Below are 14,007 nucleotides of genomic sequence, written 5' to 3' on the forward strand. Positions count from 1 at the left end.
GGTGCGTAGTGTTCAGCCATGGACCGCCGGATCTTCGGGATCGAGAACGAGTACGGCGTCACCTGCACGTTCAAGGGCCAGCGCCGGCTCTCGCCCGACGAGGTCGCGCGCTACCTGTTCCGCAAGGTCGTCAGCTGGGGCCGCTCCAGCAACGTCTTCCTGCGCAACGGCGCCCGGCTCTACCTCGACGTCGGCAGCCACCCCGAGTACGCCACGCCCGAGTGCGACGACGTGACCGAGCTGGTCACCCACGACAAGGCCGGCGAGCGGGTCCTCGAGGGGCTGCTGCTCGACGCCGAGCAGCGGCTGCACGACGAGGGCATCGCCGGCGAGATCTACCTGTTCAAGAACAACACCGACTCCGCGGGCAACTCCTACGGCTGCCACGAGAACTACCTGGTCAGCCGCAGCGGTGAGTTCTCCCGCCTCGCCGACGTGCTGATCCCGTTCCTGGTGACCCGGCAGATCGTCGTCGGCGCCGGCAAGGTCACCCACACCCCGCGCGGTGCCGGCTACAGCGTCAGCCAGCGCGCGGAGCACATCTGGGAGGGCGTCTCCAGCGCGACCACGCGCAGCCGCCCGATCATCAACACCCGCGACGAGCCGCACGCCGACGCCGAGAAGTACCGCCGGCTCCACGTGATCGTCGGCGACTCCAACATGAGCGAGACCACGACCATGCTCAAGGTCGCCAGCTGCGACCTGGTGCTGCGCATGATCGAGGAGGGGGTCGTCATGCGCGACCTCACGATGGAGAACCCGATCCGCGCGATCCGCGAGATCTCCCACGACGTCACCGGCACCCGCAAGGTCCGCCTCGCCAACGGCCGCGAGGCCAGCGCGCTGGAGATCCAGGGGGAGTACCTCTCCAAGGCCCGCGACTTCGTCGACCGCCGCGGGATCAGCACGCCGGTGATCGAGCAGGCGCTGGACCTGTGGGAGCGCGGGCTCAAGGCGATCGAGTCCGACGACCTCGGCCTGGTGGACCGCGAGATCGACTGGGTCATCAAGTGGAAGCTCATCGAGGCCTACCGCGCCAAGCACGGGCTGCCCCTGGGCCACCCGCGGATCGCCCAGCTGGACCTCGCCTACCACGACATCCACCGCGACCGCGGCCTGTACTACCTGCTCGAGAAGCGCGGAAAGGTCGCGCGGGTGACGACCGACCTGAAGATCTTCGAGGCCAAGTCGGTGCCGCCGCAGACGACCCGGGCCCGGCTGCGCGGGGAGTTCATCCGCAAGGCCCAGGAGCGCCGCCGCGACTTCACCGTCGACTGGGTCCACCTCAAGCTCAACGACCAGGCGCAGCGCACGGTCCTGTGCAAGGACCCGTTCCGGGCCCACGACGAGCGGGTCCAGCGCCTCATCGACGGCATGTGAGCCGCCCAGCCTCCTCTCAGGCACCGCTTGTAGGGTGAGCGCCGCTCCGACCGCCCAGCCTCGAAGGTGAACCCTGTGCTCCGACGACTCCGTCGCCCCGCGCTCGTCCTGGTCCCCGTCCTCCTCGCCGCGTCGTTGACCGCCTGCGGCGACGACGAGGGCGGCTCCGGCGCCGCCGGCGACTTGGAGCGCCTGGACGCCGTCGAGGTCACCGGCGACATCGGCGAGCAGCCGAAGGTGGAGTGGAAGGGCGTCATGGACGCCGGCGACATCGAGGCCGACACGGTCGTCGAGGGCGACGGCGAGGAGCTGGCCGACGGCGACAAGGTCGTCACCCACATCTGGATCGGCAACGGCTACACCAAGACCAAGGCCTACAGCACCTACGACGACGGCGGCCAGCCGCAGACCCTCGAGGTCGGATCCGACCTGGCGCCGATCTTCGCCGAGGCCCTCGAGGGCCAGACGATCGGCTCGCGCGTCGCGGTGACCGCCTCGGCCGAGGAGGCCTTCGGCGAGGTGGGCAACCCGCAGCTGAACATCGCCAACCAGGACTCCGTGCTCGTGCTCGTCGACCTGGTCGAGGAGTTCGAGCCGCCCGCCCCCAAGGACGTGCCCGCCTCCCAGATGCCCGGCATCGTCTTCGGCCCGAAGGGCGACCCGGTGCGGCTGCGCTTCAAGGGCCTGCCGAAGCCCGAGGCCGACGGCGAGCTGCTGCGCCACGTCGTCCGCGAGGGCAAGGGCAAGACCGTCACCGAGGACAGCACCATCAAGGCCGACTACCTGGGCATGACCTACGGCGCGGGCAAGCCGTTCGACGAGTCGTTCTCCAAGCAGCCGCTCGAGAGCCCGCTGCAGGGCCTGGTGCCCGGCTGGACCTACGGCCTCTCGGGCGTGAAGGTCGGCAGCCGCGTCCTGCTCTCGATCCCGCCGGACCTCGGCTACGGTGACCAGGCGCAGGGTGAGATCCCGGCCGGCAGCACGCTCTACTTCGTCCTGGACATCATCTCGGCGAAGTGATGCGACGCCCCGGTCGCGTGCGACCGGGGCGGACGCGGGCCGGCGCGAGGGCCAGGACGGGAGAGCGATGAGCGGGACGACCGGCAAGAAGACCGAGCGCCTGCTCAACCTGCTCATCATGCTGCTGGTCCAACGCCGTTTCGTGCCCAAGGAGCGGATCCGCTCGATCCTCTACCCGGGGACGAGCGACGAGGCGTTCGAGAAGATGTTCGAGCGCGACAAGGACGAGCTCCGCTCGCTCGGAGTCCCCATCGAGGTCGGCCAGATCGACGCCTACTTCGACGACGAGCCGGGCTACCGGATCCGTCCCGACCAGTTCGCGCTCCCCGCGATCGACCTGGAGGCCGACGAGGCCTCGGTGATCGCGCTGGCGACCAAGGTGTGGGAGCACGCGCGCCTGGCCGACGCCACGACCGAGGCGGTCCGCAAGCTGGTCGCCCTCGGCGTACCCGTCGACGTCAGCGCTCTCGACATCGTCGAGCCGCGGCTGAGCGCCGACGAGCCGTCCTTCGACGTCTTCCTCGAGGCGACCACCGAGCGCACGCCGGTGGAGTTCGACTACCTGCGCAGCGGCGAGGCCACGCCGACGCGCCGCCACCTCCAGCCGTGGGGCGTCGCCCGCTACTCCGGCCGGTGGTACGTCGTCGGGCTGGACACCGACCGCGGCGCGGAGCGCGTCTTCCGGCTCTCCCGCGTCCAGGGCGAGGCGCGCAAGGCCGGCGAGCCGGGGTCGTACGACGTCCCGCCGGGCACCGACGTGCGCGAGGTGGCCCGCCGGCTGGCGCCACCGCCGAGCAGCGACCGCACCGTCGTGCTGGTGCGCGCGGGCGCCGGGTACGCGCTGCGGCGCAACGCCGACGAGACCGAGACCGGCGTGGCCGGGCCGGACGAGCGCACCCCGTGGGACCGCCTGGTGCTGACCCGCGGCATCCCCGGCGCGGCCGACGAGATCCTCGCCCACGGCGCCGACGTCGTCGTCGAGGAGCCGACCTGGCTCCGGGAGACCGTCGTCGCGCGGCTCACCGCGGCGCTGGCCGCCGCCCGGCCGGGGGAGCAGGCCTCGTGAGCGCGCGACGTGCCCCCCGCGGCGGGCAGCCGACCAGCGGGGCCAAGGACCAGGTCGCCCGGCTGCTGGCGCTGGTGCCGTACCTCCACGCACACGGCCAGGTCCGCGTCGACGACGCGGCGGCCGCCCTCGGCGTACGCCCCGAGCAGGTCGTCAAGGACCTCAAGGTGCTGCTCATGGTCGGGCTGCCCGGCGGTTACCCCGACGACCTCATCGACGTCGACCTGGACTCGCTGGAGGGCCCGGAGGCCGACGGGGTCATCCGGATCTCCAACGCCGACTACCTCGCCCGGCCGCTGCGGCTGACCCCCACCGAGGCGACGGCGATCATCGTTGCGCTGCGGGCCCTGCGCGGCGGCGCCGGTGAGGAGACCCGCTCGATCGTCGACCGCGCGCTGGCCAAGCTCGAGGCCGCGGCCGCCGAGGCCGTGCCGCGCGTGGACCCCGGGCTGGACGCCGCCGACGTCGACCTGGCGCTGCGCGCCACGCGTCTCCAGCAGGCCGCCGCCGATCGGCGCCAGGTGCGGATGACCTACTGGGTGCCCAGCCGCGACGAGCAGACCGAGCGGGTCGTCGACCCTCGCGGGGTGGTCCACCACCACGGCTGGTCCTACCTCGACGCCTGGGACCACGGCGCCGAGGCGCCGCGCCTCTTCCGTCTCGACCGGATCCAAGGGCTCGAGGTGCTCGACCGGCCGATCGAGACCGAGCCCACGGCCCCCCGCGACCTGGGGGAGGGGATCTTCAGCCAGTCCGAGGAGACCCGCCGGGTCACCCTCCACCTGGACCCGCCGGCGCGCTGGGTGACCGAGTACTACGCCATGGAGGAGGTCCGGCCCCGCGACGACGGCACGCTCGAGGTCGACCTCGTCGTCGCCGACGAGCGCTGGCTGCTGCGGCTGCTGCTGCGCCTGGCCCCGCACGCCCGCGTGGTCGTCCCCCCGGAGTTCACCGAACCGTTCGTCGCCGCCGTGCAGGATGCGCTGAACCTGTACCGCAACCCGGCGTAGACTCAGGGCCAGACGCACCCCGCACCGCCCCCCAGCACCCGTGAGGATCCTCATGCTCCCCCTCGTCGCAGGTCTCGGCACCACCGAGCTGCTCATCATCCTGGCCGTGCTGATCCTGCTCTTCGGTGCCTCCAAGCTCCCTGAGCTCGCCCGCGGCAGCGGTCGTGCGCTGCGCATCTTCAAGGCCGAGACCAAGGGCCTGATGGACGACGACGCGGACGACGCCGCCAAGACCATCGAGCAGCGGGAGATCGAGGCGCGCCAGCAGGCGCAGCTCGACGCCGAGACCGAGCGCCAGCGCCGCGGCGACACCGCCTGATCCAGGGCCACGCTTGTCCATCTCCGGGGTCCTCGACCTCTTCCGGGGTCGACCGCACCACCCGGTGGGCGCGGACGGCCGCATGGCGCTGTCCGACCACCTGCGTGAGCTGCGGGCCCGCCTGCTCAAGGCGTCGATGTTCTTCCTCGTCGCCTTCATCATCGGCCTCGTCGTCTACGACCCGTGGCTGCTCGACCTGATCCTCGACCCCTACAACGAGGCGCAGGCCGCGCTGCCCGGCGTCGAGACGAAGGCCTACATCGCCTCGGCCGGCGGACCGCTGCTGCTCCAGCTCAAGCTCGCCGGCGTGGCCGCGATCGTCGCGAGCAGCCCGTTCTGGCTCTACCAGATCTGGGCGTTCATCGTGCCGGGGCTGCACGCCAACGAGCGCCGCTGGACCCGCGTCTTCGCCGCGATCGCCGGCCCGATCTTCTTCCTCGGCGTCGCCACCGGCTACTACGTGCTCCCCAAGGGGCTCGAGGTGCTCATCGGGTTCACCCCGGACGGCCTGGAGAACCTCGTCGAGTTCGGCGAGTACTTCAGCTTCTTCACCCGGATGCTGCTCGTCTTCGGGATCGCCTTCGAGATCCCGCTGTTCGTCATCATGCTCAACCTCGCGGGCGTGGTGAGCGGCAAGGCGCTGGGCCGCTACCGGCCCTGGATCATCATCGGCACCTTCGTCTTCGCCGCGGTCGCGACGCCGTCGACCGACCCGTTCTCGATGCTGATGCTCGCGCTCCCCATGCTCCTGCTGTTCCTCCTGGCCGAGGTCATCGCCCGGATGGTCGACCGCTCCCGCGGTCGGGGTGCGCACAGCACCGACCAGTGGGACGACGACGCCGTCTCGCCGCTGTGACCGGAGCAGGGGCGGGCCCAGGGGCGGGCCCGGTGACCGGGCCGGCCGGGCTGGTCCCGCAGGACCCCTTCGACCTGCCGGAGTGGCTGGCGGAGGGCGACGTGCTGTGGGTGCCGGAGTCCGGGGTCCGCACCGGGCACCTCGTGCGGGGGACGCTCACCGGCGCCGGTGACGACCTGCCCTGCGACCTGCTCGCGCTGGACGAGGCCTGGCCCGGGCCGGTCGCCGAGGAGGACGCCCGCCGACGGGCGCACCAGGCCTGGCGGCACGGCCAGGTCGACGTCGTACGACGTGAGGAGCGGCTGACGCTCGCGGTCCCGGGGACGTCGTTCACCGCCGACCGGGTGCTGGACGTGCTCGAGCGGCTGGCCCGCGCGGTCGGCGCCGACCCCGACCGGTACGCCGCGCGCCTGCGGATCGGTGCCGAACGCCGCTCGTAGCCGGCTCCGCGCCGGTAGGGTCCGCCCGTGGCCGGCAGCACCCGCGAGATCGCGCTCCTGACGAACCCGTCCGCGGGCAAGGGTCGCGGTGCGCGGCACCGGGCCGCCGCGATCGGGCGCTTCCGCGACGCCGGCCTCGGCGTCCGCGACCTGGTCGGCCGCGACGCCGACGAGGCGCTGGACCTCGCGCGGGCCGCCGTCGCCGACGGCGTCGAGGCGCTGGTGGTCTGCGGCGGCGACGGGATGGCCCACCTCGCGGTGCAGGCGCTCGCCGGCACCGGCGTGCCGCTCGGGCTGGTGCCCGCGGGGACCGGCAACGACGTCGCGCGCATCCTCGACCTGCCACGCACCGACCCGCTCGCCGCGGCCGACCGCATCATCGGGGGGCGCACCCGCACCATCGACCTGGCGCGATCCGGGCGGCGGTACTTCGTCACGGTGCTCGCCGCCGGCTTCGACGCGATCGTCAACGAGCGGGCCAACGCGATGACCTGGCCGCGCGGGCAGATGCGCTACAACCTCGCCACCCTCGCCGAGCTGCGCGTCTTCGAGCCGCTGCCCTACACGATCGAGGTCGACGGCCGCCGGATCCGCACCGACGCGATGCTGGTCGCGGTCGGGAACGGGCCGTCCTTCGGCGGCGGGCTGCGGATCGCCGAGGGCGCCTTGCTCGACGACGGCATGCTGGACGTCGTGATCATCAAGCCGCTGAGCAAGGTCGGCCTGGTGCGCGCCTACCCGCGACTGTTCGCGGGCACGCACACCACCCTGCCCCAGTACGAGCACCACCGCGCCCGCACCGTCACCGTCGCGGCGCCCGGGATCGTCTCGTACGCCGACGGCGAACGCTTCGGCCCGCTGCCCCTGACCATCGAGGTCGCGCCCGGCGCGCTTACCGTTCTCGCATGAGCGCCGCCGAGGAGCCCGAGACCGACCAGCTCAGCCCGGCGCAGCGCTACGCGTCGTACCGCGCCACCAAGCAGCACCCGGTGCTCAAGGACTTCCGGGCGCTGCACGACTTCCCGCTCGACGACTTCCAGGTCCGCGCCTGCGAGCACATCGAGGAGGGCCGCGGGGTGCTCGTCGCGGCGCCGACCGGCTCGGGCAAGACGATCGTCGGCGAGTTCGCGATCCACCTCGCGCTGGCCAGCGGCCGCAAGGCGTTCTACACCACGCCGATCAAGGCGCTGTCGAACCAGAAGTACAACGACCTGGTCCGCCGCTACGGCCCCGAGCAGGTCGGCCTGCTGACCGGTGACAACGTCATCAACGGCGAGGCGCCGATCGTGGTGATGACCACCGAGGTGCTGCGCAACATGCTCTACGCCGGCTCGCGCACGCTGATCGGGCTCGGCTACGTCGTCATGGACGAGGTCCACTACCTCGCCGACCGCTCGCGCGGCGCGGTGTGGGAGGAGGTCATCATCCACCTCCCCGAGTCGGTCTCGCTGATCTCGCTGTCGGCCACGGTGTCCAACGCCGAGGAGTTCGGCGAGTGGCTGGAGACCGTGCGCGGCGACACGGCCACGATCGTGGAGGAGAAGCGGCCGGTGCCGCTCTACCAGCACGTCATGGTCGGGCGCCGGCTGCTCGACCTCTTCGCCTCCTCCGACGTCGACGCCGCCGCCGGGTTCGTCAAGGAGGGCGCCCCCGTCAACGACGAGCTGATGAAGGTCGCCCGCGACGACTGGGCCGCCTCCCGGATCAAGGACCGCCGCTCGGCGCGCGGGTCCGGCGCGCGGGGCGCACGGCAGGTCGGCAACGGTCGCCGGGTCTGGATCCCGAGCCGGTACGACGTCATCGACCGCCTCGAGCGGGAGAACCTGCTCCCGGCCATCGTGTTCATCTTCAGCCGGATCGGCTGCGACGCCGCGGTCACCCAGTGCCTCAACGCCGGCGTCCGGCTCACCACCCCCGCCGAGCGCGACGAGATCGTCGCCTACGTCGAGGAGTCGACCCGGCACCTGGCCAAGGAGGACCTCCACGTCCTGGGCTACCACGACTTCCTCGAGGGGCTCTCCCGTGGCGTCGCCGCCCACCACGCCGGGATGCTGCCGGCGTTCAAGCAGTGCGTGGAGGAGCTGTTCCTGCGCGGGCTGTGCAAGGTCGTCTTCGCCACCGAGACCCTCGCGCTGGGCATCAACATGCCCGCGCGGACGGTGGTCATCGAGAAGCTCAGCAAGTGGAACGGCGAGACCCACGCCGACATCACCCCGGGGGAGTACACCCAGCTCACCGGCCGCGCCGGCCGCCGCGGCCTCGACGTCGAGGGCCACGGGGTGGTCATGTGGCAGCCGGGCATGAACCCGCGCGAGCTCGCCGGCCTCGCCTCGACCCGCACCTACCCGCTCCGCTCGTCGTTCCGGCCGTCGTACAACATGGCGGTCAACCTGGTCAGCCAGTTCGGCCGGGCGCGCTCGCGCGAGCTGCTCGAGCAGTCCTTCGCCCAGTTCCAGGCCGACAAGGCCGTCGTCGGGCTCGCCCGCCAGCTGCGCAAGAGCGAGGACGCGCTCGAGGGCTACCGCGAGGCCGCGCAGTGCCACCTCGGGGACTTCATGGAGTACGCCGCGCTGCGCCGCCGGATCTCGGAGGTGGAGAAGGAGACCAGCCGGGCGCGCCGGCAGGACCGTCGCGACGAGGTGATCGCCTCGCTGGCCCGGCTCAAGGTCGGCGACGTCATCGACGTGCCGTCGGGGAAGTTCGCCGGGTACGCCGTGGTCGTCGACCCCGGCTACAGCGACGAGGGCCCGCGGCCGTACGTCGTCACGCTGGACCGGCAGGCGCGCCGGCTCGCGATGATCGACTTCCAGACCCCTGTGGAGGCGCTGACCCGGCTGCGGGTGCCGCGGAGCTTCAACGGCCGGAACCCGCAGATGCGGCGCGACCTCGCCTCGGCGCTGCGCGATCGCACCCGCGACCTGCCGCCGGCGCCGGTCCGCCGGCGCAAGGGCGCGCCCGACGCCGACGTGGACCCCGAGGTCGCCGAGCTGCGCCACCGGCTCAAGGACCACCCCTGCCACGCCTGCCCGGAGCGGGAGGACCACAGCCGGTGGGCCGAGCGCTACTTCAAGCTCGAGCGGGACGCCGCGACGCTCGCGAGGCGGGTCGAGCAGCGGACCAACACCGTGGCCCGTCAGTTCGACCGGGTCTGCGACGTGCTCAGCGTCCTGGACTACCTCGACGGCGAGTCCGTCACCGACCGCGGCCGACACCTCATGCGGCTCTACTCCGACATGGACCTGCTCGCCGCCGAGTGCATGCGGCACGGCCTGTGGGACGACCTGACGCCGTCGGAGCTGGCGGCCGTCCTCTCGGTGCTGGTCTTCGAGGCCCGCCGCGCCGACGACCAGTCCTCCCCGCGGATCCCGGGCGGTCGTGTGCGCGGCGTCGTGGAGGAGATGGGGCGGCTGTGGGCCGACCTCGACCGGCTCGAGAAGGAGAACCGGCTCGACTTCCTCCGCCAGCCCGACCTCGGCTTCGCCTGGATGGCCTACCGGTGGGCCGAGGGTGACGAGCTCGACGACGTGCTCGGCGCCACCGAGCTCGCCGCCGGCGACTTCGTGCGCTGGATGAAGCAGCTGCTCGACCTCGCCGGCCAGGTCGCCGACGCCGCCGGCGACTCGCCGCTGCGCGGCACCGCCCGCGACGTGGTCAAGCGACTGCGCCGCGGCGTCGTCGCGTACTCCGGTCTCGCCGACTGACCCACTACCCACCCACCCCGCCGAGTCGGCACTTCTGACCTGCCGAGTCGGCACTTCTGACCGACCGAGTCGGCACCTTTTGCCGGGATGCTGGCACGAAGTGCGGACTCGGGGCGCGCGAAGTGCGGACTCGGCCCGCGCGAAGTGCCGACTCGGCGGGGAGGGGTCAGGCGGAGGCGACGGCGTCGGCGATGGGGGTGTCCCCGCCGACGAGCTCCCACTGCTTGCCGATGCTGCGGTCCTCGTCGAGGCAGACGGCGAGGACGGCGGCGACGTCGGAGCGGGTGACCTGGCCGGGCTCGACGGACTCGGCGAGGGTGACCAGGCCGGTGCCGGGGTCGTCGGTGAGGCCTCCGGGGCGGATGATCGTCCACTGCAGGCCGCTGTCGCGCAGCGCGGCGTCGGCGTCGCGCTTGGCCTCGACGTACGCCTTCCACACGTCCTCGGTGTCGTCGGGCAGGGGAGCGTCGACGCCGATGGCGGAGACCTGGACGAAGCGCTCGATGCCGGCCTTCTGCGCGCCCTCGATCGACTTCAGCGAGCCGCCGAGGTCGACGGTGCGCTTGCGCTCGATGTTGCCGTCCGGGCCACCGCCGGCGGCGAAGACGACCGCGTGGCAGCCCTCGAAGGCCGCGGCGAACGCGGCGGCGTCCTGCTGCTCGATGTCGAGGAGGCGTACGACGGCGCCCTTGGCCTCGAGCTCGTCGCGGTACTCCTCCTTGCGGACCAGCGCGACGGGCGTGTGACCGCGCGTGACGAGGGTCGTGATGAGGTGCTGGGCCACCTTGCCGTGGCCCCCGACGATGGCGATCCGGGACATGCTCCCCACGGTACGCACGGGTGGGTGAGCCGCGGACCGGCCCGGTGGGTCAGCGGGCGAGGGCGGCCGTCAGCCGCTCGACCGGGCTGCTGAGGCCCCACTGCTCGGCGAGGGCGGCGAGGCGCTCGGGGTCGCGCGGCGTGTGCGGCAGGGCCGTCCCGGAGCGGTCGAGGTCGATGTCGCGGGCGACCGCCACGACGCGCGGGGCCACCTCGAGGTAATCGGCGGCGGCCTTGAGCTTGGCCCGCGGGCCGGGGCCCATCCCGGACTCCGGGTCGAGCGCGGCGGCGCGGATGCCGGCCATGTCCCCGTGCCGGCCGAGCAGGCTGGCGGCGGTCTTGTCGCCGACGCCGGCCACGCCGGGGAGGCCGTCGGAGGCGTCCCCGCGGAGCGTGGCGAAGTCGGCGTACTGGCGCGCGTCGATGCCGTACCGCTCCCGCACCCAGTCGTTGGTCACCCGCTCGTGCTTGCCGACGCCCCGGGCGATGTAGAGCACCCGGACGTCGGCCTCGTCGTCGACGAGCTGGAACAGGTCGCGGTCCCCGGTCACGATGTCGACCGGCTGCCCGGCCCCCGTGGCCAGCGTCCCGATGACGTCGTCGGCCTCGTAGCCGTCGGCGCCCAGCACACGGATCCCGAAGGCGTCCAGCACCTCGCGGATGATCGGCACCTGCACCTGGAGCGGGTCGGGGACCTCCTCGACGTCGGGAGCGCTCGGCACCTCCTCCACGACGCGGTGCGCCTTATACGACGGCAGCAGGTCGACCCGCCACTGCGGGCGCCAGTCGTTGTCCCAGCAGCAGACCAGGTCGGTCGGCTGGTACTCATCGACCAGCCGGGTGATGAAGTCCAGCAACCCGCGCACGGCGTTGACCGGCGTGCCGTCGGGGCCCTTGATCTCGGGCACGCCGAAGAAGGCGCGGAAGTACATCGAGGCGGTGTCGAGCAGCATCAGGCGGCCGGGCGCGGAGGTCACCGCCGCATCCTCTCAGAAACCCACGCGGCCGCCCGGGCGTCGCGAGCCGGCCGACGACCTTCGCCACCCGTCCACCACGACCCCGCCCCGCTGGCTAGGCTGGGGGCCGTGGGCAACAGCGAGGTCGAGGCGACCGATCGGCACATCCTGTCGCTCCTGGCGACCGATGGGCGGATGTCGTTCACCGACCTCGGCAAGGCCACCGGCCTGTCCACCTCCGCGGTCCACCAGCGGGTCAAGCGGCTCGAGCAGCGGGGGCTGATCCTCGGGTACGGCGCGTCGATCGACCACGCGCAGGTCGGGCTGCCGCTGACCGCCTTCATCTCGATCCGCCCGATCGACCCCAGCCAGCCCGACGACTCCCCGGAGCAGCTGACCGCGATCAGCGAGATCGAGTCGTGCTGGTCGGTCGCGGGGGAGGAGTCCTACATCCTCAAGGTCCGCACCGAGACCCCGTCGGCGCTCGAGGGCCTCCTCGCCCGGATCCGCGCGGCCGCGAACGTCAGCACGCGCACCACGATCGTGCTCAACACCTTCTACGAGAACCGCCCGGTCAGCTCCGAGGAGCCCGAGGTCGACGAGGGCTGAGCGTCGTCCTCCTGACCCGTGTCGAGCCCGACGACTGGCAGCGCCTCCGAGCCGTGCGCCTGGCGGCGCTGGCCGAGTCACCCGAGATGTTCGGCTCCGACCTGGCGAAGGAGCAGGCGTTCGACGAGGCGGAGTGGCGTCGTCGAGGCGCTCAGCCAGGCCTGCGAGTCCGTGGCCCAGGACGCGGGCGCGACCACGCTCGCGCTGGGGGTGATGGAGGACAACCCCCGCGGACGACGCGCCTACGCCCGCCTCGGCTACGACCTCACCGGGGAGCGGGTGCACGTGCGCGAAGGCCGGGACGAGCTGTTCCTGGCCAAGACGCTGCCACCGGCACCGTCGTCGCGCTGATGCCTGCTGCCGACCTCAGGCCAGGCTGAGCCCGGCGTCGAGGCCGGCGCGACGCACCCACCACTCCTGGCCCGCGGCGGGCAGGGTGTGGATCGGGTCGTGGTACTCGTAGGTGCGGGTCAGCGCCTCGGGGTCGTTGGCCTCGATCGAGGTGCGGTAGTTCTTCGTCCAGTACGACACGCCCCGCTCGGTGTCGTACGACGTCACCTGGTGCACCCAGCGCTTGCCGACGAACGGCACGTCGCAGACGATCCGCGGGGTGGCGAAGCCGGGGAGGTAGCCCATGATCGCCGTCTGCAGCCGCTGGGCGTCGCCGAGCGAGACCCGCCAGTGCTCCGCGGCGGGGATCATGTCGCACATGTAGAAGTAGTAGGGCATGATCCCGGCGCCGTCGAGGAGCGCGAAGGACAGGTCGAGCAGCGCGTGCGGGTCGGCGTTGACCCCGTCGAGCAGCACTCCCTGGTTGCGCACGTCGCGTACGCCGGCCTCGAGCATCGCCCGCGCGGCATCGGCGACCAGCGGGGTCACCGAGTGCGCGTGGTTGGCGTGGGTGTGGATCGCCAGGGACACCCCGCGGGCCCGGGCGACCGTGGCCAGGCGGGTCATCCCCGCGCGGACGTCGTCCTGCAGCCAGTGCTGCGGCAGCCCGACCAGCGCCTTGGTGGCCAGCCGGATGTCGCGGATGTTCTCGACCTCGAGCAGGGCGGCGACGAACGCCTCGAGCCGGGGCCAGGGCAGGTTGGCCACGTCGCCGCCGGAGACGACGACGTCGCGGACCTGCGGGTTGGCGCGCAGGTAGCCCAGCATCGCCTCGAGCCGGTCGTGGGGCTTGGCGAGGAACTTCAGCTTGTCGACGACCGGCGTGGAGTTGCCGACCAGGTCCATCCGGGTGCAGTGGCCGCAGTACTGCGGGCAGGTCGGCAGCAGCTCGGCGAGCACCTTGGTCGGGTAGCGGTGGGTCAGCCCCTCCGCGACCCACATGTCGTGCTCGTGCAGGGAGTCGCGGCTGGCGTGGGGGTGGGAGGGCCAGTCGGTGCGCCGGTCGGAGAAGACCGGGATCATGTAGTGGCGCACGGGGTCGCCGTAGAAGGCCTCGGTCAACGAGCCCGGCCCGGCGGGCAGCGCGTGCGGCACCATCGTGTTGAGCATCTGCGGCGGCACGAGCATCGACATCGTGGCCCGCTCGCGCTGGTCGCGCTCCAGGTCGGCGTAGAACCGCTCGTCGAGCAGGTCGCCCATCAGCTCGCGCAGCTGCTTGAGGTTCTTCACGCAGTGGCTGCGCTGCCACTGCACCGACTCCCACTCGGCGCGGGTGACGTCGCGCCACCCCGGGAACCGCGTCCAGTCGGGCTCGACGAGCTCGACCCGCCGGTAGGGGTAGGGCTGGCCGGTCTCCAGGCCGATCGACGTGTCGATGCTCATGTGGCGACGATAACGGATGATCTCCGTCACAACCACCCATACGCCGGAGGATCTCCCG

At 72.4% G+C, this 14,007-nt stretch carries 14 protein-coding genes; 11 read left to right on the forward strand and 3 right to left on the reverse strand.

Translation table 11 applies throughout. From position 1 onward, the window contains the following. The first annotated feature begins 18 nt into the window (after positions 1-18). The 9 genes from pafA (at position 19) to HPC71_RS10695 (ending at position 9,792) form a co-directional block, all read left to right on the forward strand. On the forward strand, positions 19-1,380 hold the full coding sequence (gene pafA, locus HPC71_RS10655; RefSeq protein WP_154614305.1) for a Pup--protein ligase: 1,362 nt from the start codon (positions 19-21) through the stop codon (positions 1,378-1,380). A 75-nt stretch (positions 1,381-1,455) separates the two neighbouring features. Beyond that, positions 1,456-2,400, forward strand: a complete 945-nt coding sequence (locus tag HPC71_RS10660; protein ID WP_154614304.1) for an FKBP-type peptidyl-prolyl cis-trans isomerase — start codon at positions 1,456-1,458, stop codon at positions 2,398-2,400. A 67-nt stretch (positions 2,401-2,467) separates the two neighbouring features. Continuing rightward, on the forward strand, positions 2,468-3,466 hold the full coding sequence (locus HPC71_RS10665) for a helix-turn-helix transcriptional regulator (RefSeq protein WP_154614303.1): 999 nt from the start codon (positions 2,468-2,470) through the stop codon (positions 3,464-3,466). Beyond that, positions 3,463-4,476 (forward strand): helix-turn-helix transcriptional regulator, encoded by a 1,014-nt coding sequence (locus tag HPC71_RS10670; protein WP_171896674.1) that lies wholly within the window; start codon positions 3,463-3,465, stop codon positions 4,474-4,476. Before HPC71_RS10665 ends, HPC71_RS10670 begins: the two co-directional genes overlap by 4 nt. A gap of 52 nt (positions 4,477-4,528) precedes the next feature. Beyond that, entirely contained in the window at positions 4,529-4,795 is a 267-nt protein-coding gene (gene tatA, locus HPC71_RS10675) for a Sec-independent protein translocase subunit TatA (protein ID WP_154614302.1), read from the forward strand. Between the two features lie 82 nt (positions 4,796-4,877). Then, positions 4,878-5,651 (forward strand): twin-arginine translocase subunit TatC, encoded by a 774-nt coding sequence (gene tatC / locus HPC71_RS10680; RefSeq protein ID WP_230084084.1) that lies wholly within the window; start codon positions 4,878-4,880, stop codon positions 5,649-5,651. Positions 5,652-5,683: 32 nt separating this feature from the next. Beyond that, complete coding sequence (locus HPC71_RS10685; protein WP_154614300.1) at positions 5,684-6,091, forward strand: hypothetical protein; 408 nt, start codon at positions 5,684-5,686, stop codon at positions 6,089-6,091. Positions 6,092-6,118: 27 nt separating this feature from the next. After that, positions 6,119-7,000, forward strand: coding sequence for a diacylglycerol kinase (locus HPC71_RS10690; RefSeq protein ID WP_171896675.1), 882 nt, complete (start codon positions 6,119-6,121; stop codon positions 6,998-7,000). Beyond that, the gene (locus tag HPC71_RS10695; RefSeq protein ID WP_154614299.1) at positions 6,997-9,792 is read left to right on the forward strand and encodes a DEAD/DEAH box helicase; all 2,796 of its coding nucleotides are present in this window, start codon (positions 6,997-6,999) and stop codon (positions 9,790-9,792) included. The genes HPC71_RS10690 and HPC71_RS10695 overlap by 4 nt, the downstream gene beginning before the upstream one ends. 166 nt (positions 9,793-9,958) lie before the next feature. On the opposite strand, the gene HPC71_RS10700 is transcribed toward HPC71_RS10695, so the two are convergent. Then, complete coding sequence (locus HPC71_RS10700; protein ID WP_154614298.1) at positions 9,959-10,612, reverse strand: SDR family oxidoreductase; 654 nt, start codon at positions 10,610-10,612, stop codon at positions 9,959-9,961. A gap of 49 nt (positions 10,613-10,661) precedes the next feature. After that, positions 10,662-11,564 (reverse strand): 5'-3' exonuclease, encoded by a 903-nt coding sequence (locus tag HPC71_RS10705; RefSeq protein ID WP_154614368.1) that lies wholly within the window; start codon positions 11,562-11,564, stop codon positions 10,662-10,664. A 132-nt stretch (positions 11,565-11,696) separates the two neighbouring features. Here HPC71_RS10705 and HPC71_RS10710 point away from each other — a divergent pair, with 132 nt between their 5' ends. After that, a complete protein-coding gene (locus HPC71_RS10710) occupies positions 11,697-12,176 on the forward strand; it encodes an Lrp/AsnC family transcriptional regulator (RefSeq protein ID WP_171896676.1) in 480 nt (159 codons plus the stop codon). An 18-nt stretch (positions 12,177-12,194) separates the two neighbouring features. Continuing rightward, positions 12,195-12,527, forward strand: a complete 333-nt coding sequence (locus HPC71_RS21245) for a GNAT family N-acetyltransferase (protein WP_412033864.1) — start codon at positions 12,195-12,197, stop codon at positions 12,525-12,527. A 15-nt stretch (positions 12,528-12,542) separates the two neighbouring features. Here the strand turns inward: HPC71_RS21245 and HPC71_RS10720 are convergent, their stop codons facing one another. Further along, positions 12,543-13,949: a KamA family radical SAM protein gene (locus tag HPC71_RS10720; protein WP_154614296.1), complete on the reverse strand. Its 1,407-nt coding sequence runs from the start codon at positions 13,947-13,949 to the stop codon at positions 12,543-12,545. Positions 13,950-14,007: the final 58 nt, after the last annotated feature.

It is taken from the genome of Nocardioides marmotae (genome assembly GCF_013177455.1).
GTDB classification, from domain to species: Bacteria; Actinomycetota; Actinomycetes; order Propionibacteriales; family Nocardioidaceae; genus Nocardioides; species Nocardioides marmotae.

Bases quoted from the DNA above. Each gene is read 5' to 3' on its own strand.
- pafA (WP_154614305.1), top strand. From the start codon at position 19: ATGGACCGCCGGATCTTCGGGATCGAGAACGAGTACGGCGTCACCTGC.
- HPC71_RS10665 (WP_154614303.1), top strand. From the start codon at position 2,468: ATGAGCGGGACGACCGGCAAGAAGACCGAGCGCCTGCTCAACCTGCTC.
- tatA (WP_154614302.1), top strand. From the start codon at position 4,529: ATGCTCCCCCTCGTCGCAGGTCTCGGCACCACCGAGCTGCTCATCATC.
- tatC (WP_230084084.1), top strand. From the start codon at position 4,878: ATGGCGCTGTCCGACCACCTGCGTGAGCTGCGGGCCCGCCTGCTCAAG.
- HPC71_RS10695 (WP_154614299.1), top strand. From the start codon at position 6,997: ATGAGCGCCGCCGAGGAGCCCGAGACCGACCAGCTCAGCCCGGCGCAG.
- HPC71_RS10700 (WP_154614298.1), bottom strand. From the start codon at position 10,612: ATGTCCCGGATCGCCATCGTCGGGGGCCACGGCAAGGTGGCCCAGCAC.
- HPC71_RS10705 (WP_154614368.1), bottom strand. From the start codon at position 11,564: ATGCTGCTCGACACCGCCTCGATGTACTTCCGCGCCTTCTTCGGCGTG.
- HPC71_RS10720 (WP_154614296.1), bottom strand. From the start codon at position 13,949: ATGAGCATCGACACGTCGATCGGCCTGGAGACCGGCCAGCCCTACCCC.